The organism is Nostoc sp. DedQUE12b, assembly GCF_034530835.1.
Taxonomy (GTDB): domain Bacteria; phylum Cyanobacteriota; class Cyanobacteriia; order Cyanobacteriales; family Nostocaceae; genus Nostoc.
In genome coordinates this window covers 102,094-127,518 of record NZ_JAVRCI010000004.1, presented here as the reverse complement: position 1 = coordinate 127,518, position 25,425 = coordinate 102,094, and the positions used below count along the sequence as shown (strand labels likewise).

Annotated in this window: 25 protein-coding genes; 9 read left to right on the top strand and 16 right to left on the bottom strand. The window is 41.0% G+C overall.

Annotated features, from left to right (window positions below):
- The first annotated feature begins 610 nt into the window (after positions 1-610).
- From RMY16_RS03550 to RMY16_RS03530, 5 genes are all read left to right on the top strand, one after another.
- Complete coding sequence (locus RMY16_RS03550; RefSeq protein ID WP_322735197.1) at positions 611-1,423, top strand: phycobilisome linker polypeptide; 813 nt, start codon at positions 611-613, stop codon at positions 1,421-1,423.
- 172 nt (positions 1,424-1,595) lie between these two features.
- Entirely contained in the window at positions 1,596-2,465 is an 870-nt protein-coding gene (locus RMY16_RS03545; protein WP_322659629.1) for a phycobilisome linker polypeptide, read from the top strand.
- A gap of 81 nt (positions 2,466-2,546) precedes the next feature.
- Positions 2,547-2,804, top strand: coding sequence for a phycobilisome linker polypeptide (locus RMY16_RS03540; RefSeq protein ID WP_416211645.1), 258 nt, complete (start codon positions 2,547-2,549; stop codon positions 2,802-2,804).
- Positions 2,804-3,649, top strand: coding sequence for a HEAT repeat domain-containing protein (locus RMY16_RS03535; protein WP_322735196.1), 846 nt, complete (start codon positions 2,804-2,806; stop codon positions 3,647-3,649). Before RMY16_RS03540 ends, RMY16_RS03535 begins: the two co-directional genes overlap by 1 nt.
- Before the next feature lie 170 nt (positions 3,650-3,819).
- Positions 3,820-4,548 carry a HEAT repeat domain-containing protein gene (locus RMY16_RS03530; RefSeq protein WP_322735195.1) on the top strand — a complete coding sequence of 243 codons (729 nt, stop codon included), beginning with the start codon at positions 3,820-3,822 and terminating at the stop codon, positions 4,546-4,548.
- Positions 4,549-4,670: 122 nt separating this feature from the next.
- Here RMY16_RS03530 and RMY16_RS03525 read toward each other — a convergent pair whose 3' ends face one another.
- Together RMY16_RS03525 and RMY16_RS03520 are read right to left on the bottom strand one after the other, a co-directional pair.
- Positions 4,671-5,393 carry a nuclease-related domain-containing protein gene (locus RMY16_RS03525; protein ID WP_322735194.1) on the bottom strand — a complete coding sequence of 241 codons (723 nt, stop codon included), beginning with the start codon at positions 5,391-5,393 and terminating at the stop codon, positions 4,671-4,673.
- Between the two features lie 116 nt (positions 5,394-5,509).
- Complete coding sequence (locus RMY16_RS03520; protein ID WP_322735193.1) at positions 5,510-6,160, bottom strand: hypothetical protein; 651 nt, start codon at positions 6,158-6,160, stop codon at positions 5,510-5,512.
- 376 nt (positions 6,161-6,536) lie between these two features.
- Between RMY16_RS03520 and pruA the strand changes: the two genes are divergently transcribed.
- Complete coding sequence (gene pruA / locus RMY16_RS03515; RefSeq protein ID WP_322735192.1) at positions 6,537-9,509, top strand: L-glutamate gamma-semialdehyde dehydrogenase; 2,973 nt, start codon at positions 6,537-6,539, stop codon at positions 9,507-9,509.
- A gap of 347 nt (positions 9,510-9,856) precedes the next feature.
- Positions 9,857-10,303 (top strand): GNAT family N-acetyltransferase, encoded by a 447-nt coding sequence (locus RMY16_RS03510; RefSeq protein WP_322735191.1) that lies wholly within the window; start codon positions 9,857-9,859, stop codon positions 10,301-10,303.
- 61 nt (positions 10,304-10,364) lie between these two features.
- Here RMY16_RS03510 and RMY16_RS03505 read toward each other — a convergent pair whose 3' ends face one another.
- Complete coding sequence (locus RMY16_RS03505; RefSeq protein ID WP_322735190.1) at positions 10,365-12,605, bottom strand: ATP-binding protein; 2,241 nt, start codon at positions 12,603-12,605, stop codon at positions 10,365-10,367.
- A 449-nt stretch (positions 12,606-13,054) separates the two neighbouring features.
- Here RMY16_RS03505 and RMY16_RS03500 point away from each other — a divergent pair, with 449 nt between their 5' ends.
- The gene (locus RMY16_RS03500) at positions 13,055-13,981 is read left to right on the top strand and encodes a cobalamin-binding protein (protein ID WP_322659644.1); all 927 of its coding nucleotides are present in this window, start codon (positions 13,055-13,057) and stop codon (positions 13,979-13,981) included.
- A gap of 196 nt (positions 13,982-14,177) precedes the next feature.
- Here the strand turns inward: RMY16_RS03500 and RMY16_RS03495 are convergent, their stop codons facing one another.
- From RMY16_RS03495 to RMY16_RS03485, 3 genes are all read right to left on the bottom strand, one after another.
- The gene (locus RMY16_RS03495) at positions 14,178-14,480 is read right to left on the bottom strand and encodes a TMEM165/GDT1 family protein (RefSeq protein WP_099100177.1); all 303 of its coding nucleotides are present in this window, start codon (positions 14,478-14,480) and stop codon (positions 14,178-14,180) included.
- A gap of 39 nt (positions 14,481-14,519) precedes the next feature.
- On the bottom strand, positions 14,520-14,951 hold the full coding sequence (locus RMY16_RS03490) for a TMEM165/GDT1 family protein (protein WP_322659647.1): 432 nt from the start codon (positions 14,949-14,951) through the stop codon (positions 14,520-14,522).
- A gap of 100 nt (positions 14,952-15,051) precedes the next feature.
- Positions 15,052-15,402: a YkgJ family cysteine cluster protein gene (locus tag RMY16_RS03485; protein ID WP_322673585.1), complete on the bottom strand. Its 351-nt coding sequence runs from the start codon at positions 15,400-15,402 to the stop codon at positions 15,052-15,054.
- Positions 15,403-15,630: 228 nt separating this feature from the next.
- Between RMY16_RS03485 and psb30 the strand changes: the two genes are divergently transcribed.
- Positions 15,631-15,774: a photosystem II reaction center protein Ycf12/Psb30 gene (gene psb30 / locus RMY16_RS03480; RefSeq protein ID WP_069068686.1), complete on the top strand. Its 144-nt coding sequence runs from the start codon at positions 15,631-15,633 to the stop codon at positions 15,772-15,774.
- A gap of 72 nt (positions 15,775-15,846) precedes the next feature.
- Here the strand turns inward: psb30 and RMY16_RS03475 are convergent, their stop codons facing one another.
- The 10 genes from RMY16_RS03475 to RMY16_RS03430 all read right to left on the bottom strand — a co-directional run bounded on the left by RMY16_RS03475 (position 15,847) and on the right by RMY16_RS03430 (position 25,330).
- The gene (locus RMY16_RS03475) at positions 15,847-17,958 is read right to left on the bottom strand and encodes a single-stranded-DNA-specific exonuclease RecJ (RefSeq protein WP_322735189.1); all 2,112 of its coding nucleotides are present in this window, start codon (positions 17,956-17,958) and stop codon (positions 15,847-15,849) included.
- Between the two features lie 137 nt (positions 17,959-18,095).
- Positions 18,096-18,521 carry a hypothetical protein gene (locus RMY16_RS03470; RefSeq protein ID WP_322659655.1) on the bottom strand — a complete coding sequence of 142 codons (426 nt, stop codon included), beginning with the start codon at positions 18,519-18,521 and terminating at the stop codon, positions 18,096-18,098.
- Between the two features lie 220 nt (positions 18,522-18,741).
- Positions 18,742-19,569 (bottom strand): phosphate ABC transporter ATP-binding protein PstB, encoded by an 828-nt coding sequence (pstB, locus tag RMY16_RS03465; protein WP_322735188.1) that lies wholly within the window; start codon positions 19,567-19,569, stop codon positions 18,742-18,744.
- Between the two features lie 51 nt (positions 19,570-19,620).
- The gene (pstA, locus tag RMY16_RS03460; RefSeq protein ID WP_322735187.1) at positions 19,621-20,520 is read right to left on the bottom strand and encodes a phosphate ABC transporter permease PstA; all 900 of its coding nucleotides are present in this window, start codon (positions 20,518-20,520) and stop codon (positions 19,621-19,623) included.
- A 9-nt stretch (positions 20,521-20,529) separates the two neighbouring features.
- Positions 20,530-21,471: a phosphate ABC transporter permease subunit PstC gene (pstC, locus tag RMY16_RS03455; RefSeq protein ID WP_322735186.1), complete on the bottom strand. Its 942-nt coding sequence runs from the start codon at positions 21,469-21,471 to the stop codon at positions 20,530-20,532.
- Between the two features lie 49 nt (positions 21,472-21,520).
- Entirely contained in the window at positions 21,521-22,522 is a 1,002-nt protein-coding gene (locus RMY16_RS03450) for a PstS family phosphate ABC transporter substrate-binding protein (protein WP_322659664.1), read from the bottom strand.
- An 88-nt stretch (positions 22,523-22,610) separates the two neighbouring features.
- Positions 22,611-23,768 (bottom strand): sulfate ABC transporter substrate-binding protein, encoded by a 1,158-nt coding sequence (locus RMY16_RS03445; RefSeq protein ID WP_322735185.1) that lies wholly within the window; start codon positions 23,766-23,768, stop codon positions 22,611-22,613.
- Positions 23,769-24,169: 401 nt separating this feature from the next.
- Complete coding sequence (locus tag RMY16_RS03440; RefSeq protein ID WP_322735184.1) at positions 24,170-24,391, bottom strand: type II toxin-antitoxin system HicA family toxin; 222 nt, start codon at positions 24,389-24,391, stop codon at positions 24,170-24,172.
- Positions 24,388-24,603, bottom strand: a complete 216-nt coding sequence (locus RMY16_RS03435; protein ID WP_322735183.1) for a type II toxin-antitoxin system HicB family antitoxin — start codon at positions 24,601-24,603, stop codon at positions 24,388-24,390. The genes RMY16_RS03440 and RMY16_RS03435 overlap by 4 nt, the downstream gene beginning before the upstream one ends.
- Positions 24,604-24,700: 97 nt before the next feature.
- Positions 24,701-25,330, bottom strand: a complete 630-nt coding sequence (locus tag RMY16_RS03430) for a restriction endonuclease subunit R (protein ID WP_322735182.1) — start codon at positions 25,328-25,330, stop codon at positions 24,701-24,703.
- Between the last annotated feature and the right edge of the window lie 95 nt (positions 25,331-25,425).

The window sequence follows — 25,425 nt, the reverse complement described above, 5'->3', positions numbered from 1 at the left end:
AGAAAAGCTAGCTGAAAACCCTGGAGAAAGAGGAACGTAGTTCTGTATTTTTTGCTTTAGAACAGGGATGAAAGCTGCCGAGGTAGCACGGTATTTGCTACAACTTTGGGAAAGTTCACAACCCAGTGCCTCTTTTAAGCTACCGTCAATTGGCACAATATTTTTGTCAGTACAAGATTTAAAAACCTACCCTCGGACTGAGGGAAAGTATACGCCCGAAATAACGTAAGGAGATATCACTACGCCCTTGTGGCAAATGTGGTGAGGCAGCGAGCGCAATCTTCTCCCTTTTCTGACAAGACGCTCCGCGAACACATAGCGTTCTGAAGGAAAGACGCTGGCGCAACGTTAGCGAGTCAAATCCCCTACGGAGAAGCAAGCTACGAGCAGTGTCTGACAGAGAACGTCTGGAGGTTTCTCCCTCATAAGGGACTGCCAAACCGATAAGGTGAGCCGGGAAGCTGTGGAAACAGGATATTAAGGCAGCTATGTCTTAAAAATCGCCTTACTTAAAGCAAGGTGAGTGTCAATTTCAAAAAGACTGTTAAAAGACTAGAAAAAATTTTTCTAAAAAATTTTCAGTTTTGCAGTTAAAACTGGGAGGTTAAAGATGGCAGCTTTGGGACAAGCAGCAAGATTAGGGATTGGAGCGTTTGAAAATTCAGCACTAGTAGAACTACGCCCTGATAGAACAGAAGCGGATGTGGCAGTGGTTATCCGGGCGGCTTACCGTCAGGTTTTGGGTAATGCATATCTACTAGAAGGAGACCGTCTAGAGAGTGCAGAATCACTGTTGCAGCAAGGTGCAATCACCGTTAGGGGATTTGTGCTAGCCATTGCTCAATCAGAACTCTATCGGGATAAGTTTTTCTACTCCAACTCCCAAACTCGGTTTATCGAGTTGAATTATAAGCATTTATTGGGGCGTGCCCCAGAAGATGAGTCAGAGATTTCGTACCATGTTGAGCTTTACAACTCACAAGGTTATGAAGCTGAGATTAATTCCTACATTGACTCATTAGAATATCAAGAGAATTTTGGCGAAAATATTGTCCCTTACTATAAAGGCTTTAAAAGTCAAGTAGGACAGAAAAACGTTGGCTATAGCCGACTGTTCCAACTGTATCGGGGTTATGCCAATAGCGATCGCGCTCAAGGACAAAAACAAGGACGCCTCACTTGGGAAGTGGCTAAGAATTTAGCTTCACCCATTTATCCAGTCTCTGCTGGAGCCTTAACAGGACTCTCTACAGGTGGTCGCGGCGAAACATACCGGATCAGAGTACTACAAGCAGCTTCCCCAAACTCAGCTGTAGTACGGCGCGGTACTGCGGAATTGATCGTACCCTACGAGCAACTTTCTAGTAAATTGCAGCAGTTGAATCGCAAGGGTAGTAAGGTTATTAGCATTACAGCCGTATAAATAGGGAATCGGGAATTAAGTGAGGAGTTAGGAGTGAGGAGTTAGAAGTGAGGAGTGAGGAGTTAGAAGTTATGAGTTTTAAATTCCTAACTATATTCCTAGCCTTAACTCCTAACTCTTAACTCCTAACTCCTAATTTTTCCAACTACTAATTACAAAAGGAAAATTACCAATGGCTATTACAACAGCAGCTTCCCGCCTGGGAACAGAACCTTTTAGCGATCAGTCTCCTGTGGAATTGCGTCCGAATGCAACCAAAGAAGACATCGAAAGAGTAATTGCTGCCGTCTATCGTCAAGTTTTGGGCAACAACTATATATTGGCATCTGACCGCCTAACAAGTGCTGAATCGATCCTCCGTGATGGCAAAATTACAGTGCAAGAGTTTGTACGTCAGCTAGCTAAATCGGAACTGTACAAAACCAAGTTTTTCTACGACAACTTCCAAACTCGCGTCATCGAACTGAACTACAAACATTTGTTGGGTCGTGCCCCTTATGATGAGTCTGATGTCGTCTATCACTTAGACTTGTATCAAACCAAGGGATATGAAGCCGACATCGATTCTTATATTGATTCGCCAGAGTATCAATCTAACTTTGGTGAAAATATAGTACCTTACTATCGCGGCTTTGAAACCCAAACAGGACAAAAAACTGTCGGATTTACCCGGATATTTCAACTTTATCGCGGCTATGCCAGTAGCGATACCTCCCAACTCAAAGGCAAAGACACCCGCCTTGCTAGCGAACTAGGCCGCAATAGCGCATCCGTCGTTGTTCCTCCCTCTGGTGCTTCTTCAGGTTTTTCATACGTTGCTTCTGAAAAAGGCGTTACCCCCAACAGTACTTTTGGTGGTGCGGGAACCTTTGGTAAAGAAGGCAGACTTTACCGTATTGAAGTAGCAGGTGTTTTTGGAGCTGGGTATCCCAGCACACGCCGCGTCAATCAAGCAGTGATCATACCTTATGAAGAACTATCTAGTTACTTCCAGAGAGTGGTAAAACAAGGTGGTAAAATAGCTAGTGTAAAACCCCTTTAGTGTCAATAGTCAATAGTCATTAGTCGATGTCATTATTAAAGGCAAAAGACTAATGACAATTTAGAATAGGGAATTAATTTTATGGTTGGGCCAATTAGTAGTAGAACGAGTAGTCGCTACTTTCGGTATGAAGTAGTGGGTCTGCGCCAAAGCGAAGAAACTGAAAAAACCAACTATCCCATTCGTTCTAGTGCCACTGTGTTTTTCACAGTACCTGAGAACCGGATGAATCAAGAAATGCAGCGAATTACTCGCTTGGGTGGCAAAATAGTCAGCATTCAGCCATTGAACGCTGAACCTCAAACAAATAGCGAACAAAGCGATCCTCCTTCTTCATAATGAATTCTAGTCCGCAGAAATTTGAAGATTTATCACCGACAGGTAACTCTGGTGATGGTGAATCTTTAACAGTAGAACAAGCGATCGCTAATCTTGAAAGTGCAGATTTAGGTCTGCGCTTTTATGCTGCCTGGTGGTTGGGTAGGTTTCGGATATGTGAAGCAGCTGCGGTTACAGGATTGATTAAAGCGTTAGAGGATGAAGCCGACAGAACACCAGAAGGCGGATATCCTCTGCGACGGAACGCAGCTAGGGCTTTAGGGAAACTAGGCGATCGCCAGGCAGTCTCACCTTTAATTGCGTGTTTAGACTGCTCAGATTTTTATGTTCGGGAAGCAGCGGCACAATCCTTAGAAATGCTGGGCGATCCGGTTTGCATTCCTGCCCTGATCGAGTTATTACAAGTAGGTTTGCAGGGAGAGCAGCTGATCTCAAAGCAGCCTGATTTATCTCAACCCTACGAGGCCATTTTAGAAGCCTTGGGAGCCTTGAGGGCAACTGAGTGTATCCCCTTGGTAAAACCATTTTTAGAGCATCCAATCGAATTGGTGCAATATGCTGCCGCACGAGCGATGTATCAATTAACCCAAGAACCAGTTTATGGAGAACGGTTAGTAAAAGCTCTGGCAGGAGAAAAATTACAATTGCGTCGAGCAGTGTTAGCAGACTTGGGAGCGATTGGCTATCTACCCGCAGCAGATGCGATCGCCGAAACTCTTGCTGAAAATAGCCTGAAGCTAATTTCTCTTAAAGGATTACTAGAATATCAAGTTAACCACACAGCAACAAGCACTTTGTCAGATGGTGCAATTAAAGTAATAAATTTCATGGACTCGCTATTGTAGTTATAATTTCCCAGGCATTAGTCGTTATTAATACGCTTAAATCAATTGTTTATCAGACATAAACCCCTAACATAACTGCGAAATAAGGGCTAGGGGGTTTATGTCTGATGTCAACTACGGAGGAGTTAAGCTACAATTGGCAGATCCTTAATGACTCATGACAAATTATTATGAATAACAGTGACCTTGCTCAAATATTAATCCGTGCTGTGGAAGAAGCAGACTCCTCGGATCGCTTATTAGACGCAGTTCAGGAGTTAGCGGCAGCTGGTATAGAGGAATCTGTTCCCACTCTGATTGCAGCTTTGGGCTACAACAATCCAGGGGCAGCAGTGGCGGCAGTAGATGGACTAATTGCGATCGGGCAAGTCGCAGTACCGTCACTATTGGAACTAATTGATGACTACAACTACAGTGCGAGAGCTTGGGCTATTCGTGCCTTAGCCGGAATTGGTGATATTCGGGCGCTGGATACCTTGTTAGAGGCAGCAAAAACTGATTTTTCCTTAAGCGTGCGGCGAGCAGCTGCTAGGGGATTAGGCACTTTGCGCTGGCAGCAACTACCTGCTGAGAAAGTGGAATCTGTTCAGATTCAGGTATTAGAGGCACTATTACTAATTTCTCAAGATCCAGAGTGGATAGTGCGCTATGCGGCAGTGACGAGTTTAGAAACACTAGCGATCGCCATAGCAGTCACTTTACCCGATCAAGCATCGCGGATTACAAATCAACTTCAGCAAATACTCGATACCGATGCCGATCTGGGAGTTCGCACCCGCGTAAAATTTGCACAGCAAAAAATTCAACAGCAACAACATCAAGAAATGTTTGCACCGAAAAGAAAGCTAGAAAATACTGAAGTGTCTGAAATACCTCATCGTGGCGGTGGTAGACGTTAACTAAGGGATTTCCAACAAATTTATAAGTGATACCAGAGGGAGAAGGCAACGACTATTGGCATATTGCCGCCGTACACATCAATGGTCAAGCCTTCTGCCTAACTCTGGCGCACTTAATAAACTCAAATTATAGGATTCTGACGCTTAACAGGTTTGGGCTTAGGAATCGGTATAGTGTTTGTAGGAAGTATCAAGTTTTCAACGAATTGGGCAATTGCCTGTACTTGTATTGGTGCTAAACAATCAGGATAACTATTTATCATCTGTAGTAGTGCAGGGATACCTTGTAAAACTGGAACTGAGCAATCATTTGCTCCTATCCATTTAGCAATTGGGAAGACTACTGGAGCTGCAACAAACCCATTAGGAAGGTTAGGCATTAATGAAGTAATCCACTGACTAAACATTTTTTGATGGTAAATACTTTGAGAAGTCGGACTATTGTCAACTGCTACCCAATTGTTAGCTTCACGCCGTTTCCATTTATCTTTATAAGCGCTAAATGAGCCTTTCCAGGTTTTGACCTCTACTAAAAAAACACCACTTTCACCGATAATTAAATGGTCTATTTCCGTTAGAGAGCCTGAGTTAGTAGGGATTAAAGCATTATTAAATATCACCCATGTATCGGGGAAAGATTGCAAAAGTAGTGATACTCCCCATTCCCCCATATTGCCTTTGAATTTATTTGTTGCTTGGTTAAATTCAAACATGAATGAACCCAACCCGCCTAAAAAGCCATCACCTAATCTTTCATGAATTTCTTGGTGTTTGGTAGATTTTTTGGTGTCGATTTTTTGTTGGAATACTGCCCTAAGTGAGGGTGATTGTTGAAGAGTTCTCATGAAAATTGTAGTAATATTTGTCAGTAACCACCATTTTTATAGTTCCCTGAATTGGAGGTAAATCGCTCTCCCCTAATTCATATAGAAAAAATTTTATGCTACTAACAGTGATAAAGCTAACGAGAAAACAAAGACTGAATTTCTGCCTGGATATTACCACGAGCAGATGGTTCGGCAAACTCTGACATTAAAGGCGTAAAATAAATGCGCGATCGCTGTAAAAATCGTTCTAAAACCTGCTGACGACCTGTGATATAGTCTGCCTCTGCTACCCAGCCATATTCTTGACGAATGGCATGAGCGTATTCTTTATAATCAACTGGGTTAGTAGCTAAAATTGCTAAATCTGCATCAACTAAGACTTGGCTATCATAGTCATTCACCGCAGCTTGGTGGTCTTTAGTGTTCAGAATCAGACGGGTGACAGTAGTTATAGTACTTTCTGGAATACCCAAATTACTCAGAAACTCAAAAGCATAGTCTGCACTTCGTTCTTCGTTATCTTTGGCTTCAGTGTCATACACTACATCGTGAAACCACGCAGCTAGTTGAACAGCAGCTAGGTTGTTGGCATAGCCTTGCAAAATCTCAATTGTGCTGAGGACGCGATCGATGTGTTTCAGTGTATGGTAATAGCGACCAGGGGTAGAATAAGCTTCAACCAAGAGATTAAAGGCTTTCTCAGCTGCTACCTGGTCAATGCCAAAGGATTGGAGAGTGTGTTGCCAGTTATAAAATAAAATATCCATAAAGTTTTCTGTAGGCATAGAGGCAGTATACCCATTCTTAGTATTGGAAAAAATAAGTACATACGAGTATAGGCAAAGGTGGGTAGTCTCTTCTCGCGCGTCGAGACTTTTAAGATGTAACATTTAAGGCTTATAGTCAATTTTATAGATTTGCAAACAACAAATTTTCCACAAATCTGGATTCAACAACGTTAACAAATACTTCTTACAGCAGTTTGCGAACTGGCGTTAGCTGTTTTACAGCGTGTTCAATATCCTCCAAGCAAAAACTGAACCATCCTACGTTATAGATCATCCTACGTTATAGATATGGTGACAGCTAAATGAAAGCGTCAAAATAGAGACACAAGCTTTTGACAAAAAGCCTTGCCTTGTATTAACGGAGTTATTATCAGTGGTATTACAAGTACAAACAAGCACCTACGAAGCTAAAACCCAAGAAATTGCTAAACAACTTCTCGCAGCAACGCAGGAAAATCGTTCGTTTTTTTCTTCCCTGCGGGATCAAATGCGTTGGGATGATAAATTACTAGCTTGGGCAATGAGTAATCCTGGGTTGCGGGTGCAACTATTTCGCTTTATAGATACGTTACCTGCTTTGCACAGTAAATCAGAAATTGCCTCACATTTACAAGAATATTTAGGCGATGAATCTGTAGAATTACCGGCAGCTTTGAAGGGAATGCTAAACTTTGCTAATCCCGATTCGATGCCTGGACAAGTTGCTGCTACAACCGTTGGGACAGCAGTTGAGACGCTTGCCCATAAATATATTTCTGGGGAAAATATTAAACAAGTCATCAAAACAGTTGAACGACTCCGAAAAGAAAAAATGGCTTTCACCATCGACTTACTTGGTGAAGCCGTAATTACTGAAGCGGAAGCGCAGTCTTATCTAGAACGCTATCTAGAATTAATGCAACAATTGGTGGAAGCATCAAAGAATTGGACAACTATTCCGGCTATTGATGAGGCTGATGGCGAACCCCTCCCAAAAGTTCAGGTTTCTGTTAAATTAACAGCGTTTTATTCCCAATTTGACCCTTTAGATGCTAAAGGTAGTGAGGAGCGAGTTAGCGATCGCATTCGGATTCTCTTACGTCGTGCTAAAGAATTGGGCGCAGCTGTCCATTTTGATATGGAACAATATGCCTATAAAGACATAACTCTCAGCATTTTGAAAAAACTGTTACTAGAAGAGGAGTTTCGGCAACGCACAGATATTGGCATGACAGTTCAGGCATATCTGCGTGATAGTGAGCAAGATACCAAAGACGTAATTTCTTGGTTGAAGGAACGTGGTTATCCCCTGACAATCCGCTTGGTGAAAGGCGCATATTGGGATCAGGAAACTATCAAAGCAGCGCAGAAGCATTGGCCACAGCCAGTTTACAACGACAAAGCCGCAACTGATGCTAACTTTGAAAACATCACTCAGTTATTGCTAGAAAATCATCAATATGTCTATTCTGCCATTGGTAGCCATAATGTGCGATCGCACTCTCGCGCCATTGCCATTGCTGAAAGTTTAAATGTCCCCCGCCGTCGCTTTGAATTGCAAGTCCTCTACGGTATGGGAGATAAAGTTGCCAAGGCGTTGGTTGATAAAGGTTATCGAGTCAGAGTTTACTGTCCTTACGGTGAATTATTACCTGGAATGGCGTATTTAATTCGCCGATTGTTGGAAAATACCGCTAATAGTTCTTTTTTACGCCAAAATCTCGAAAATCGACCGATTGAGGAATTATTAGCAGCGCCGATTGTCAAAGAAGAAAAAAACTCTTTAACTCCTCATTCTCATTTCCTCGGTGCTGCTGATACCGATTACGCTGAGGAAGAGGTGAGAACCAAGGCGAAGCAGGCTTTCCAAAACGTTCGTCAACAGTTGGGTAAAACTTATTTACCACTGATTAATGGCGAGTATGTCAATCCGCCGGAATTTGTTGATTCTCTCAATCCTTCTAATTTCGGTGAGGTAATTGGTAAAGTTGGGTTGATTAGCGTTGAACAAGCAGAACAAGCAATGCAAGCTGCCAAAGCGGCGTTTCCTGGGTGGCGGAAAACACCAGCTAAACAACGCGCTGATATTTTGCGGAAAGCCGGTGATTTGATGGAACTCCGCCGCGCTGAACTTTCAGCTTGGATAGTTTTGGAAGTTGGAAAACCTGTTAAGGAAGCTGATGGAGAGGTTTCGGAAGCGATAGATTTCTGTCGGTACTACGCTGACGAGATAGAACGGTTAGATAAAGGTGTGAATTATGACATACCTGGTGAAACTAATCATTATATTTACCAGCCACGGGGGATTGCTGTAGTAATTTCTCCCTGGAATTTTCCGCTAGCAATCGCTTGTGGAATGACTGTTGCAGCTTTAGTTTCAGGCAATTGTACTCTCCTGAAGCCTGCGGAAACGTCTTCTGTAATTGCAGCGAAACTCACAGAAATCTTGGTAGATGCTGGTTTTCCCAAAGGTGTATTTCAATACGTACCTGGCAAGGGTTCGCAAGTTGGCGCTTATTTGGTAAATCATCCCGATACTCATGTAATTGCTTTTACGGGTTCTCAAGAAGTTGGCTGTCGAATTTACGCAGAGGCAGCAATCTTAAAACCTGGACAAAAGCACATGAAACGGGTGATTGCTGAAATGGGTGGCAAAAATGCCATTATTGTTGATGAAAGTGCTGATTTAGACCAAGCTGTTGTGGGGGTAGTGCAGTCAGCATTTGGTTACAGTGGACAAAAATGTTCTGCTGCTTCCAGGGTGATTGTGCTGCAACCGATTTATGATGCCTTTGTGCAACGGTTGGTAGAAGCAACAAAATCCTTGAACATTGGGGAAGCAGAGTTCCCAAGTACACAAGTTGGGCCAGTGATTGATGCTAATGCCCGCGATCGCATCCGCGAGTATATTGAGAAAGGTAAGGCAGAAGCAGAAGTAGCCTTGGAATTACCAGCACCAGAACAAGGATATTTTATCGGCCCAGTCATTTTTAGTGAAGTCTCACCAAATGCGGTAATTTCCCAGGAAGAAATTTTTGGCCCTGTGCTGGCGGCAATTCGGGTGAAAGATTTCCAGGAAGCGTTAGTAGTCGCCAACGGTACAAATTACGCCTTAACTGGCGGACTTTATTCTAGAACACCTTCGCACATTCAGCAGGCGCAGACAGAATTTGAAGTAGGCAATTTGTACATCAATCGCAATATTACCGGAGCGATCGTTGGACGACAACCCTTTGGTGGATTCAAACTTTCTGGAGTAGGTTCTAAAGCAGGCGGCCCTGATTACCTCCTGCAATTTTTAGAACCACGTGCGGTGACAGAAAATATTCAACGTCAAGGTTTTGCACCAATTGAAGGAGCAGATTAAACTAACGTGAATTCCACGGCTAATATAGTAGCCGTCTTAGCACAATCAAAACACCTCTCCCTGATTTTATTACGTAAAACCCTCCCTCTCCGAGTCCTACGGTGTACACACATCTTGGTAATGAAGCCCCAATCCTGGATTTACCCCCCTTAATCCCCCCGATGCATTGGAGGGAAATATCCGGTTCTCCCCCTTACCAAGGGGGAGTTAGAGGGGGTCAGAAGGACTTGTGTGTACACCGTAGTTCCGACTACGAGAGGGACAGGCTTGCACTTTCGTTCAAAGCATGGAGAGGTGCATCAAACTTACATTAAACTACAATAGGTAGTAACTTCAAAGAGAGTTTCATGAGTAATTTAGTTATAAAAGTTGCTGAATTACCTAAAGATTTTCCGGCAATTAAAGCAATTAGAAAATCAGTTTTTCAAGAAGAACAAGGAGTAGACCCCGCTTTAGAATTTGATGGCAAAGATGAAATATCCGATCATCTAATTGCTTATTTAAATATGGAGGTTGTGGGTACTGCCAGAATCAGATATTTGGATGATAAAACTGCCAAAATAGAAAGGTTAGCTGTTTTATCGACAGTAAGAGGCCAAGGTATTGGTAAGAAAATTATGGAAAATGCCCTACAGCTGATAGCTAACCAAAATATTCCAGAAGTAGTAATTCATGCTCAAGAATATGTGAAAGATTTATATAAAAAACTCGATTTTGTAGAAGAAGGGGAAATATTTGAAGAAGCTAATATTCTCCACGTAAAAATGATAAAAAGATTTTCACAGTCAAAGTAAAAATACTATCTAATATATTTTTTCACTAATTGTTTGTACAAAAATGTATTTTTATGAGCAATTAACTAAAATATCTCATCAAAATCGACTCTAACTGGACTATGTGAATTGGCTTAACAAGGTAGTCATTAGCGCTACCTGGCAGCATGGCAATTTCCTCCTCTAAAGGTTCGCTAAAGGTCGTCATTACAATCGGTAAATGTTGCCGATAAGGCTCTTTTCTAAGGATTTTCAGCAAATTCCAGATATGAACATCCTTTTTGACTAACTGGAAATCGAAAAAAACTAAATCTGGTTGGAAGTTTTGTACTTGTTTTAAAAAGTCGTTACCATTATCTATCCACTTGACTTGATAGCCAATTGTGTGGAGATAATCTTGCAACACTGTTGCTGTGTTTTCCTCTTCTTCTACAAGCAAAATAGTTTTATTTGTGGGGATGACTGGAGAAGAGGAGGACGAGGTAAAATTTGCTTCTTCTTCTGTCTCATCTGTCTCATCTATCTCATCTATCTCATCTGTCTCATCTATCTCATTTCCCGGATGCTCTGGATTTGGTAGAAACAGAGTGAACTGACTGCCTTTTCCTACAGTTGATGTCACGGTAACATCTCCACCATGTAAACGCGCTAATTTACGCGTCAAGGCTAAACCCAAACCAGTGCCTTCGTACTGCCGATTTAAGCGACTGTCAAGCTGTTTAAACGGTTCAAATAGAAATTGAAACTGACTTGAGTCTATACCAATGCCAGTATCTGAAACTGTAAACGTTATCCCTTGTGGCACTTTTTTGACTACCAGCGATACTTCACCTGCTGGGGTGAATTTAATCGCATTAGTGAGCAAGTTGAGTAGCATTTGCTTGATGCGCCGCTCATCAGCAATACAAATATCCGCTTCTAGATCAATTTCACAGGAGAGTTGTAATCCCTTTTCTGAGGCGCGATCGCGCACTGTCCAGATGGCATAATTACATATATCTGCCACTGATAAAGATGATAGTAACAGCTCCTCTTTACCTGCTTCTACCTTAGATAAGTCAAGGATATCGTTAATCACTGCCAGCAGGTGTTCACCACTACTATATATACAACTTACATATTCGTTCTGCTTTTCATTCAGAGAGCCAACTATTTCTTGTTGCAGTAACTGTGACAAACCCATAATCGCATTGAGAGGTGTCCGCAACTCATGGCTCATGGTTGCTAAAAATTCAGTTTTTGCTCGACTGGCAGCTTCTGCTGCTTCTTGAGAGGCGCGTAGTTTCAACTCTGTTTGCTTACGTTCAGTAATATCCTCAATCATCGCTAGAAAAAACTCAGGTTCACCATTGCTGCCTGGTATAACAGAAACAGAGATATGAGTCCAAACTAAGCTACCATTTTGGTGCTGGCAGGGTCTTTCTATCTCAATACGATGTCTTTCTACAAGCTGTTCCTGATGTTTGGAGGGTTGTAATCCGTCCCTCGAAGTTCTCTTTAATTCTGTGCGAATTCCTGACATCAGTCGTTTGTAAAGTTTTAAATCCTCCCTTTCTATGGAAATGTAATCTGTAAAGCGCTTGCCGTATAACTCTTCTCGGCTGTATCCTAAAATCTCGCATAGTGCCAAATTAGTATCGACTATCTGCCCTTTCATATCTATCAGGCCAATGCCAATAGAGGAACGCTCAAAAATCGCCCGGAATTGTGCCTCACTCTGCCGCAGTGCTTCCTGTACGACGTTTCGCTCGCTTGCTTCTATAGCCAGCGTCACAAAATCTGCAATTGAGCCAGCAAAACTCTCTTCTTCTAAAGTCCATTGACGACCTTCGCCTATGTGTTCGTGACACACTACGCCTAGCAAATGACCCTCTAGCCAAATTGGTGCATCTAGTATAGATGTGATGCCCAAAACTGAAAAATAAGACTCGGATAATTCTTGGGTTTTGGGATCGTTTCTGGCATCATCTGCGGCAATAGTACGTTCCTCTTCTAAAGCCTGGAAATAAGCAGGAAAATCTGTTTTTAAAAGCGAGTTACCAAAGGTATGCTCCTTAGTCTTGACATCATATAAATTAATGCATTCAATTTTTGAACGTTCTTTATTATATAACCATACCCCCACTCGCTCTACTAATAGCGTCTGAGCAGCAGTTTCTGTGATTTCCCTCAACACGGCATTGAGATTACCTTGCTGAAATGTCTTGCTTCTTGCCAGTTGCACCAACGCCTGGCTTTGTTTTCGCCGACTATTTTCTCTGATTCGTAAAGCCTCTTGGGCCTGGTTGTGCTCTGTAATATCTCTAGCTGACACCACCTGCATTAGTTGCCCTCAAGAAGAACTAATTTGGACTTGCAGTTCTACGGAAAAAGTAAAACTGTCTTTGTATAACTACAATTACTTGATAAGGTTTTTCATAACCGGAAAGTATAATTTTTCTAATCAAATTTTATAATTCTGGCTAATTAGTTATAAGCTAGATTTTGCTTATTACTTCTGTTACTTCATACTATTAATTTTTGCCAGGGGATAATTAACATTTGAAGTAATTTCACTATTAAGTAATTCTACTATCAAGTAGTATAAGTAGTATAGTATTTTTAATTTGAAACTGGGGATTGCTAAAGATTTTTCCCAATACCCAATCCCCAGTACAATTTCTTGCTGAGTACTGACTAGCAAAATACCCTTGATTCTCCTAGAGAAAGATACCTAATGGCTCAAATTCTGCCAAACTTAAGGTAACGGCAAGCTTTTGCGGAGGTGGAGCGATGACAAATAGCGATGTAAGAATTGTTTCCCTGATTCCCGGTGGAACAGAGATTTTAGCGACACTAGGATTGGTTGATGCTATTGTGGGGCGATCGCACGAATGTGATTACCCTCCAGAAATCCTCAATCGCCCCATTTGTACCCAAGCACGTTTAAACAGTGATGCCTCCAGCAGCCAAATTCACGACGAAGTGAACAATTTATTGCAATCTGCTCTTAGTATTTATGAAATCAAAACAGATGTTTTAGAGCAATTGCAGCCTACCCATATTCTCACTCAAGACCAGTGCGATGTTTGTGCTGTTAGCTTACACGATGTTGAAAATGCAGTTGCTACACTGATTGACAGTAAACCTCAGATTATTTCTTTACAACCCAATATTCTTTCGGATGTTTGGGCTGACATTGAGCGAGTCGGCAATATTTTTGGTGTAGACTCGGTAAAAGTCTTAGAAAATTTAGAAGCTCGCGTCAAAATTTGTCAGCAAAAAATCCAAGGACTTTCTTTAGATGAACTGCTTACTGTCGCCTGTATCGAGTGGACTGATCCTTTGATGGTCGCCGCTAATTGGATTCCTGAATTAGTTAACTTAGCAGGAGGACAGTCTCTATTTTGCGCTACAGGTCAGCCTTCTCCGATCTTGCCGTGGGAAACACTATTAACAACTAATCCCGATGTAATTGTTTTTATGCCTTGTGGCTTTGATTTAAATCGTACTCGCAAAGAAGCCAATTTATTAACTCAACGTCCAGAGTGGGAAAAACTACACGCTACCGCAGTTGGTAGAGTTTACATTACTGATGGCAATTCTTACTTTAATCGTCCAGGGCCGCGACTGGTAGATTCTCTAGAAATTTTGGCAGAAATTTTGCATCCAGAAATTTTTCAATACGGCTACAAAGGAACTGCTTGGGAACTTTTGTAAATAAGAATTCAAAACTCAGGAGCGGAGTCGGAGACGCTCCGCCTCCGGTGAGGATTCAGTATTAATTCGAGTCCGATGGTTACTGACCTGGTTAAAGGGTCGAATTACTAAGTGATACTAGTTAAAAACTTTACCGAGTTCCAATACCTGACGAAGAATAATTCTGATTCCTGGATTCTGGATTCTGAATTCTTCTCTAAGGTGTTTGTTCAGAATCTGCTGATGGTTCATTGTTAAATAACAGCAGGCGTGCAGCAAGAATGGCAAATCCTACAGCCGCGATCGCTTTTAACACACGTGTAGGTAGTAATTCGGCTACTGCACCCCCTGCTAACGATCCCAACAGACTTGTCAACAGCAATGCGCCTGCTGCACCGAAAAATACTGCACGTGGAGAATTAGAACGTCCTGAAAGTGCGATCGCCGCTAGCTGACTTTTGTCACCCAATTCTGATAAAAAAACCGTAATAAAGCTCAGTCCTAAAAGATGCCAATCCATATTATTTATGCGTGAGTGAGAGAAATTAATGATTAATGACTAATGACTAGTAAATACATCCCAAAATAGCATTAGGGAAATTACCAACAGCATCACGCCGGCTGATTTTTCTACGGTTTTTGGGCTGAGTCGGCTGGCTATCCAACTACCTAAAAGCACACCTAATAAGCTGGTGGTTATTAGCGCCGCCGCAGATCCGATAAATACTACCCACGGCGAATGAGATTGTGCGCTCATTAACAGAGTGGATAGCTGAGTCTTATCTCCAATTTCTGCTAGAAAAATGGTTACAAAAGTCGTACCAAAAACTACTAGCGCTGATTGCTGCTTTTGAGGACTATCGGCAATTACAGGCTGAACTGACAAAGCGATCGCAGGAGTTAAGTTAAAATTATTGCTGTCTTCCAGTTCTAGCTCGATCTCAGTGTGAGATATGGCAGAAATCTCCAAAGGTGCAGAATCAAGTTTCACAAGCAGTAGTTTTGGTTGCTAGGGTGTTTTCATATTTCTATCATTTTCTCATATTTTTGTCATAAATTGCAATCTCACACAAAAAAAGGAGGGTTGCATATCAAAGGCCAACAGCTTGGTCGAAGCGTAGTATTTCTAAACTGCGATCGCCATAAACTCCTTCTATTTGCTGGCGACAGCAGTCAATAGCAAAATCGTTGACTTCTTCTGGTTCAACCCCATACATATCTTGAAATACTTCTGATTCTACACGGCAGAAGCGCGGACGATTGGGGTAGATGCGACATTCTCGCGTGGTATGGTCGAAATTAACGCACCATCCCCCTTCGCCTACCATGCTGAGGTAGAGTTCTAGTTCTGGTGGTGAGAGATACTCTTCCAAGTCTGGACGCTCTGCTGGATCGAGATTACAGCAGGCTCCACATTGCTTTACACATTGCCAAGTTGACATTTTGGATTAGGGAGTGCGGAACGGGGGAGCAGGGGAGGCAGGGGAAAGAACTATTGATTCTTGAGCCATGCCCAATGCCCAATCCCCCTATTTTACGTTTTTATATCTTTTCTTATAATTTTGTTAAGTAAATTAAATCTAACAGTCCATAGCCATATATGATCGATTTCGGGTTTTCTAATTTAAGTTATTGAATTTTTTAAGACTATTGGGAGGAGAAAAGGAAAAATGTTTGACGCTGTATCTGACTTGTTTAATGCTTTTACCAGTATCAATTGGGAAGTTATTTTCCAATTGTTGTCCGTGGCGCTCATCGTGATTGCTGGCCCAGCAGTAATCTTTGTGCTGGCATTTCGCAACGGCAACCTATAAGAGTGCTGAGTGCTGACTAAGGAGTTAACAGTTAAGAGTGAGAAGTTAATTTAAGAATTCATAACTCATAACTCATAACTCAGCACTCAGTACTGATAACGCCTGAAGGGCAGCTTGGATAATACTGTCATACTGTGGCTGAGAGATATCAACTTCTTTGGCATTTTGACGATTAGTGCCCAGTAAACCGATTATATGTCCTGGCTGTATGGCTAAGACTTTGCCTTCAGAATTTCTAATTCTTAATTCTGCTTTAATACCATTTTTATAGAAACCACAAGTATATTGTCGCTGGTTACACTCAAAGGTGGTGCTTGACTGGATAGGTGGCGAAGCAAAAAATTGTTGAATCTCAATTGGCAATCTGACACCTATTAACTCTAATTCGATGCTGGTGTTACCGTTAAAGTAATTTTCTCGCAGTTTGTAAGCGACATCCACACGCGGTGGTAAGCGGAAGTAGTCGCCCCAACGCCAAGCGATCGCTTTAATTCTATACTCCTGATTATCAATAGTTTGCGCAATTGTCAGTTTAATGTGACCTTTCCCGACAATTTTTTGCTCAACTACTTGAACATTAGGTGTCCAAAAAACTGGATCGGGGTTGTCCATACCGCAAGGGTGGAGAGCATTAAGCTGTTGATAAAGCTGCTGATTAATGTGATTGAGGTTGACTTCAGCATCAATTTTGAGCAGAGGCTTGAGATGTTGTGGTTCAAGACACTGGTTAGCAAAATCAATTAAACGCGATCGCAACATCTTTAAATTCTCTGCTGGTAAAGAGAATCCCCCGGCTGCTTTGTGTCCGCCAAATTTGCCTAGTAAATCGTGACAATATTCCAAAGCTTCAAATACATGGAACTCTGGAATTGAGCGTGCAGAACCGCGTATATGTCCCTCATCCTCATAAGTACCGATGAACACCGGAACACCGTAGCGTTCTACCAAGCGGGAGGCGACAATGCCAATAACGCCATGATGCCAATTGGGTTGAACAACAATTAATACACGATCTTGCTGTAGAGATGCAACGAATTCTGTTTCTACATAAGCGATCGCTTCTTGTTCAATTTGTTGACACATCTCTTGGCGAGAGGCGTTGACTTGTTCGCATTGCATTGCTCTTTCCAGCGCCACCCCCATATCATCTGTAGTCAGCAATTCAATCACAGTCTGGGGATTACCAATCCGGCCAATAGCATTAATTCGCGGCCCCAAGCGAAACCCAATATCTTCAGGCTTTAAAGATTTTGGATTGGCAATTTTCTTCTCTGCTCCTCTGCTCCCCTGCTCCCCTGCTCCCCTTGCTCCCTCATCTCCCCTGGCTTGCACGCCGCCTACCTGAATCAACGCCTGTACCCCAGCTAAGTTGGATTTGGGTAAATGCTGTAAACCACGTTTCACCCAACGGCGATTTACACCAGTTAAGGGGGCTAAATCTGCGATCGTTCCCAACGTAAACAGTGCTAGCATCGGCTGGATCAAGCCCTTAGTCTCCCCTAGCTGTTGTGCAAGAGAAACTGCCAAAATGTAAGCAACACCAACACCAGCAACACCCCGATAAGGTGAAGATTCAGCTATTAGTTTGGGGTTGAGGATAGCGTTAGCTGGTGGTAATTTTTGGGGGATATCATGATGATCGGTGATAATAACTGAAAGACCAAGTTCTCTAGCTCTAGTGACTGGTTCAAACGCAGAGATACCATTATCTACAGTGAGAATTAATCCCACACCTTCGCTGTGGAATTCTTCAACTATACGTTTATTGATACCGTAACCTTCGTGCATCCGACTGGGAATAGCATAATCTACTTGTGCGCCTAAAGTGCGGAGACTACGCAAAAGTAGAGCAGTGCTGGTCATACCATCAGCATCATAATCACCACAAATAGCAATTTTTGTTTGAGAAGCGATCGCATTTTGCAACAACTCCAAACTAATCGCCAAATCTGGGAAATCTTCTAACGGCGAAGGCAAAACTAAAGACTCTGGATTTAAAAATGCTTGTACCTGTTCTGGTGTTTCCATGCCCCGATTAATCAACAACTGGCTGACAATGGGTGAAATAGTTGTCAAAGCTGCCAAATTTTGGGCTAATTCTGGTTTTTGCGGGTAAATTTGCCAGCGCTGATCGGGTAAGCGTCGGTGAGGTTTTGATAGTTCAGATACAGGTCGTTCTAGCACAATACAAGTTAGGAATAGAGACGTGATTAATCGCGTCTGTACAAGAGTTAGGAGTAGAGATGCGATTAATCGCGTCTGTTTTTAATTCAAAGTTGTTTTTTAACTCATAACTCATAACTCATAACATTATTTGCTATCTAAAACACGTTGATTCTACCATCATCCATAATATATAACGAGCGATCGCCCGGAGAGCGCCAAGTCGGACGGAGTTCTAGCCGCAATGTGCCAAAGTTAAGTTTAGAGACAATTGCTTGTAGTGATAAACCCTTTTCGCTCCAAAATATCAAAGATGTATTTGGTTCTGTACCCTCTATTTCTTCTAAACTTAATTTCTGCCCTGGACTTAGGGATATTGCATCAGTCCCAGAGGGTTTTTGGATTTTAATTAGGTTAGGTGTGTTATTTACAACTTCAACTCGGATGTGTTGCCCAGGTGTAAACTGAATTGGGTGCGACCCACACTTAGAGGCACAAGTTCGAGCTAAAGTAGCAGTAGGATTATTGATTGATGCCACTATAATCGTAGCTACAACTAAAGCAAATGACAGAGGCTTAAACATAATACACAGTATAAATACTAAATACAAATATTACTTTAATTTAGTACTATTAAGCCTCAGCATATTTTCCAGAATTAAAACTTTGATGTGTTTTAGGTCAGCAAAAATTTGATAGCATCTACGCGACTCCGTTTTGGCGATCGCAATAAAATTATTTGTATATTTGTAGGGGTGCAAGGTCTTGCACCCCTACGATAAGATGTTTTTTAACTGGAATTCCCTAACCGAAGCGTCCACTGATATAATCCTCAGCTTCTTTGGTTTGAGGAGAACTGAACATTTGCGCGGTAGGATTAAACTCAACTAATTTGCCGCGACGTTTGCCTTGCTCGTCAATTTCTGTATTGAAGAAAGCCGTGAAATCTGCGACTCTAGAAGCTTGCTGCATATTGTGAGTCACCATGATGATGGTGTATTGCTCCTTGAGTTCCAAGCACAGTTCTTCTACTTGGCGGCTAGAAATTGGGTCGAGAGCAGAACATGGTTCATCCATCAATAATACATCTGGCTTCATTGCGATCGCTCTTGCTATGCAAAGTCGTTGTTGTTGTCCGCCAGATAATGCAGTACCCTTTTCTTTGAGTTTGTCTTTAACTTCATCCCAGATAGCAGCGCGTCTGAGGGAATCTTCCACCAATTCATCAATGTTACCTTTGTAACCGTTAGCCCGCGGCCCAAAGGAAATATTTTCGTATATTGACTTGGGAAAAGGATTTGGTCTTTGAAAAACCATTCCCACTTGGCGGCGCAATTTTACAGAATTGATCTTAGGATCGTAAATGTTGCGATCGCGATAATTCAGTCTACCCTCTACCTTAGCTCCAGGTATTAAATCATTCATGCGATTGAAGCAACGCAATAAGGTACTTTTACCACATCCTGAAGGGCCAATAAAAGCAATAATTTGTTTTTCAGGAATCTTTAGATAGACATCTAAAAGTGCCAGAAATCCTCCATAGTAGACCTTCACACCTTCAACATTGAACACACCATTATCTTGGTCGATTGTGGCAGTATCTGATTTACTTCTACTATTGCTATAAGTCATTTTGCGTATTTCCTAATATCTGTGAAAGTATCCAATTAGATATTTAATTATCTAACGTATTGAAAAGCGTTGTCGGATATAAATTGCTACACCATTTAAAACTAAAATCAAGAGTAACAACGCAATAATTGTCGCTGCGGCTGCATCAGCAAAACCCGGTTCAGGACGAGTAATGTAACTGTAAATTTGAATGGGTAATGCCATAAATCTCTGGAACAAACCAGGGTTAAAGGTAAGAAAACCCACAGCACCGACAACAATTAGAGATGCTGCATCACCAATCGCACGGGATACAGAAATAATCACTCCAGTCAGAATACCGGGAATAGCATAAGGTAAAACGTGACTGCTGATAGTTCGCCATTTGGTGACACCTAAGCCATAGGAAGCATTTCTCAAGGAATCTGGGACGGCGCGAATTGCTTCTCTAGCTGTCACAATAATTACTGGCAAAGACAACAAAGATAAAGTCAATGCACCAGAAATCAAAGCAGGGCCAAACCTAAGCAAATAATTGAAAACTCCTAAACCCAGTAATCCGTAGACAATAGAAGGTACACCCGCCAGATTACTGATATTAATCTCAATAATCGCTGTCCACCAAGCTTTCGGTGCATACTCTTCTAGATATAAAGCTGCTCCCACACCAATAGGAACAGTAACCAAAATCACAATAGTTCCCAAAAGAACACTGCTGATAATTGCAGGACGGATACCACCTTGGTCAGGAAAACGAGAAGGAGTTTCTGTAAGAAAACCAGGTGTTAAAAATCTGCCTAATCCGTCTTTAAAAATATCAAAAAGTAGCAATGCTAGGATAAATAAACCAATCAGTAATCCTAATAAAAAAATTACTTCAAATACTTTTCCTAATGTCTCCCTACTTTCAACATTATCGGTAAATTCTGGTGTAGAATCTAGAGGATTATTTGGTTTATAACTTGTAGCCATACTTATTAATTAATCGTATTTTTCTTTAAAGCGATTTGCAATCCAGTAACTAACAATATTCAAAGCTAGGGTAATTAAAAACAAAACAGCGCCTACAGCATATAATGTCTTGAAATTGAGACTACCACGCGGACTATCTCCACCAGAAATTTGTGCCATATAAGCTGTCATTGTTTCTATTGATTCCGCAAAATTAACAGTCAGCTTTGGCTGTAATCCGGCGGCGATGAGGACAGTCATTGTTTCACCCACAGCGCGAGAAATACCCAATATAATTGAGGCGATGATTCCAGAAAGTGCGGCTGGTAAAACTACTTTAAAAATGGTTTCTAGTTTAGTAATACCTATAGCATAAGATCCTTCTCGCAAAGAGCCTGGAACTGCTCGAATAGCATCTAAACTGATGGAGCCAACAGTAGGAGTAATCATTACCCCCATCATTAATCCTGCACTCAAGGCATTGAATATTTCCAGAGGAATAATATACCGTAGTAATGGTGTGACGAATAACAGCGCAAAGTAACCATATACTACTGTAGGTATTCCCGCTAAAAGCTCCACTGCTGGACGTAAAACTGCTGCCACTTTTGGTTGAGCATACTCACTTAAATAAATAGCAGAAGATAACCCCAAAGGAATAGCAACTGCCATTGCAATAGCTGTCGTTAAAAAAGTGCCATTAATTAACGGCCAAACGCCAAAATGTCTATCTGCAAATAGAGGTGTCCATTTAGTATCAAGAAAGAATTCAGCAAAGGAAACTTCTTGGAAAAAACCGAATGTCTCCTGAAAGATAATTACGACAATACCAAAGGTAGTCAGAACTGAGACTAAAGCACAAGCAAATAAAACTACTGCAACAATCTTTTCAGATATATCTTCAGAGGGATTTTTATCCAGTGACTGTCTAGATAATAGAGAAGGATCTTTTTGAGAATTGATATTTTGCATAAACAGTTAAGTTTTAACTCTACTCAGACTACAATAACTGAGATTTTATTTAAATAAAGTTTGTGATTGGTTCACCTGGTTTTGCTTTTTTAAATTTTGTCCCAGTTTCACCAGTAGCAAACTTTTGTTTGACTTTGACGTAAGCTTCATCTGGTAATGCCACATAACCAACACTATCTACCCACTTCCAAGAATTTTCTAGATAAAAATCTACAAATTCTTTGACTGCTGGCTTAGTATCTAAGGATTTTTTACTGACATATATAAACAGAGGACGAGACAAAGGTGTGTAGATATTTTTGATGACATTATCTACAGGAACTGGTTTTTCACATTTTCCTGTAGGACTTTCTACAGCAACTAAATTGAGTTTTTCTTGGTTTTGAATGTAGTAAGATATCCCGACATAACCCAAGGCTGATACATCACCTGACACACCTTGTACTAGGAGGTTTTGATTGTGACTCGGAGTGTAATCTGTACGGCCATTCTTGGCTTTCCCAGTAACAGCTTGAGTCATATAATCAAATGTTCCAGTATCAGAAGCTGGAGCATACAACTTCAGCTTTTCGTTGGGGAATTTGGGATTAACTTGATTCCAAGTCAAGATTTTACCATCTGATTTAGCACCCCAAATCTTGCCAAGTTCCTTAATAGTTAGACATTTGGCGAAGTTATTTTGACGGTTAGCAATCACGGCGATGCCGTCTAAAGCTATAGGCAACTCGACAAATTCAATATTCTTACTTTTACATTTTTTGATTTCTTCATCTCTAATAGTACGAGAAGCACCAGCAATATCAATATCGCCATTACAAAATTTACTGAAACCACCACCTGTACCACTTGAGGCAACACTAACCTTAGCCTCAGGCTTACCTCTGCCGTATTCTTCTGCAACTGCTAATGAAACAGGAAACCCTACAGCAGCACCATCAAGACTCACCTGACTTTTCAATTCTTGTCCACTGTTACATGCAGTGATACTGCTAGCACTAAGCATTAAAGATATTAGGAAAAAGCTATTCTGAAATCGGCTACGAAAGCTCATAAATTATCCATTGATATAAAGTGACTGAGAATTCTTTCTACTTGACTATTTGTCAACTGTAGAGAATGCAACATGAAAAAAACAGATATCATGCTTTGCTCGCAGCTTGAACTTTGTCAAAAATTGCTCCATCTCCAAAAAACTTGTTTTGGATAATATCCCAACCACCTAAATCTTGAGATGTGAATAAAGTTTTAATTGGTGGATGTTGTGATGCTACTTCTTGGCTAACGGTAGGGTTAACAGGACGATATTGTAATTTTGCGAATTCCTGTTGAGCTTCTGTGGAGTAAAGAAAATCAACAAATGCTTGTGCAACTTCTCTTGTACTGTGTTTATCGACGTTTTTATCAACTACCGCTACAGGATTATCAATGGAAATATTGACTTGGGGTACAATATAAGGCAACTTTGTCCCATTTTTACCCGCCAAAATTACCTCATTTTCATAGTTGATTAAGACATCTCCCTGACCTTTTTGGAAGAATAAATTGCTAGCTTCACGAGCATCTTTCGTTAGAATTGGGGTATTTTTATAAACTTTGGTGACGTAATCTAGCGCTGTTGCTTCATCACCACCTGTTAGAGTCACCGAACCCCAGAAAGCCAAGAATTCCCAGATAGCAATACCAGAAGTTTTTGGGTTAGCCGCAATCACTTTTACGCCATCTTTTGCCAAGTCTGCCCAATTCTGAATGCCTTTCGGATTGCCTTCGCGAGTTACGATCGCAGCAACCGATCTACTAACAATACCACTTCTCGGTGCTTTGGTTTCCCAACCTGATTTAATCAAACCTGCTTGTTGAATTTTGTTGACATCTAGGGGAAGTGCCAAATGTACTATGTCTGCTTCTTGCGAACCGTTAATGACAGCAGCAGTTTGAGCGCCAGAACCACCATAACTTTGCTCAAATGTAACGTTTTGATTGTGTTCTTGCTTCCACTTTTCGACAAATTTGGGAATTATCTGGTCATGAGCGGCTTTGGTGACAGAGAAAGATACAAGTTTTAGCTTAACATCATTTTTGCTAGCTGAACTGCTTCCAGAACAGGAAGCAACTGCTATACTCAAAAAAATACTTGTTAAAAACAGACTCAGAAAGCTTTGTACACTGCGTCCATTCAACCAACTTTTAATTGCGTGTTGATACCGGAGTTGTATAGTCTGCAAAGCTTTCATGACAGAAGCCTGTATCCCTTCACTTAGAAATTTACTTAACTGTGTCGGTTGTTGCGACTTGCTCATTAGAATCACCCCTAAATCTACGGTATTTCTACATGCATACCGTGATTAGGAGAATTATAGGATATATAGAATAATATTTATCATCTGGATTAATTTTTTTTTACTTAGTGAACAAGTAACGATCAAAAGTAACAAATAAATCTGATTTACCAAGGCATTTCAAAAAACGGGTTTTTCTGTTGGAAAGCGAAACAATCCGGCTGCATACATAATATTTGCGAAAAAATATGTGATTAATAATACAAAACAGTAGTAGAAACTCGATTTTCTTTAGCCAGTAAAGCTGTTTTTAAAATAAAGTAGCCGCACCATAGCATCTTGAGTATCATATTTAGCGATCGCCTTCATTAAGACTATCAATTATCTGTATATAAATGTCTAATTCTCAAAGGCATCAATACTTACAATAATTCCCTAAATTCTTCACGAGTTATTTGGCAATCGCGTATTATTTGTGCTAGCAAACCACGACCAATTGTTTCACCTGAATGTACGGGAACTACTGTCCTACGCCCATCGCTATGTATCATAATATAATGATTGCCACGAATAGCCACTTCAAAACCGACTTTGCTAAGGGCTGCAATAACTTCATGTCCTGTGACGCTTGGGAATTGACTCATATCTCAACTGCGACTCGCTGAATACCAACAAAGTACAGTGAATCCTGCTCTTCTTCTTCAAATTCTAAACAAAGTTCAATCGCTTCTTTAATACGCTCCATTAACTTATTTAAAGTTTGGGCTTGCGTATGACAACCAGGAAGATTTGGGACGGAAGCAACAAAGTAGCCATCTGCATCTTGTTCGAGAATTACATTAAATTCTCGCTTCATCGTTCTTATTTTCTGAATTTATACTATATTAATTATTCTCTCATTATTGAAAGAGCGATCGCCCCTGTTGTGAGAATATATAATCAGGCAATAAGGTTTAAACACTCACCAACTGAGTCAGGCGTTTCAGTATACGTAGCACGTCGTACAACTCATTTCCAGGGTTACGCATCAAAAAACCCTTTGATAAAGCATAACGTGGTGGATTTGCTTGCACTAATTTGACGAAAATGAACTCGCTTCCCGTAGCAATCATACCAAAACTAGGTTTATCATTATCTCGATTTCCTAACAGATAAGCAAGAATTTGTGCGAGTCCTTGTTCGACTGAAAACGAAGCTCTTTTAGACTCAATAATCATTAGCCAAAATTGCTCTTTTAAAACTAAGGTATCTATTCTACCTTTGATAATTACATCTTCATCTGGCACAGCAATATCTATAGATTCTTCTGATTTTACATAATACGGAGCTAGATAAAAATCCCCAATAAAAAGCAATGGGTTTACAACTGCCATTCTGACTACATCTTCCAGTAAAGGTGGGTAATTAAGAAGATTAAAATAACCCGTTTTTACCTTATCTAAAAGTTGTTTATCTAAATCATTGATTTCTGGTAAATCTTCTTGCCATTCACGGAAGAATGAGCCATCCAAAACTAACTCAATACCAAAGTTGTCAATTAAATAGCGTAAGTCGATGACCTTTGCTTGGATTGTTTGCGTCATATATTTTGGAGAGTGGAAAAAGGGCTTACACAAAATACCTTTAAAACTCTGATTTCTCCGTGCCCTCGGCGCTTCTGCGGTAGCCTGCGGCAAGC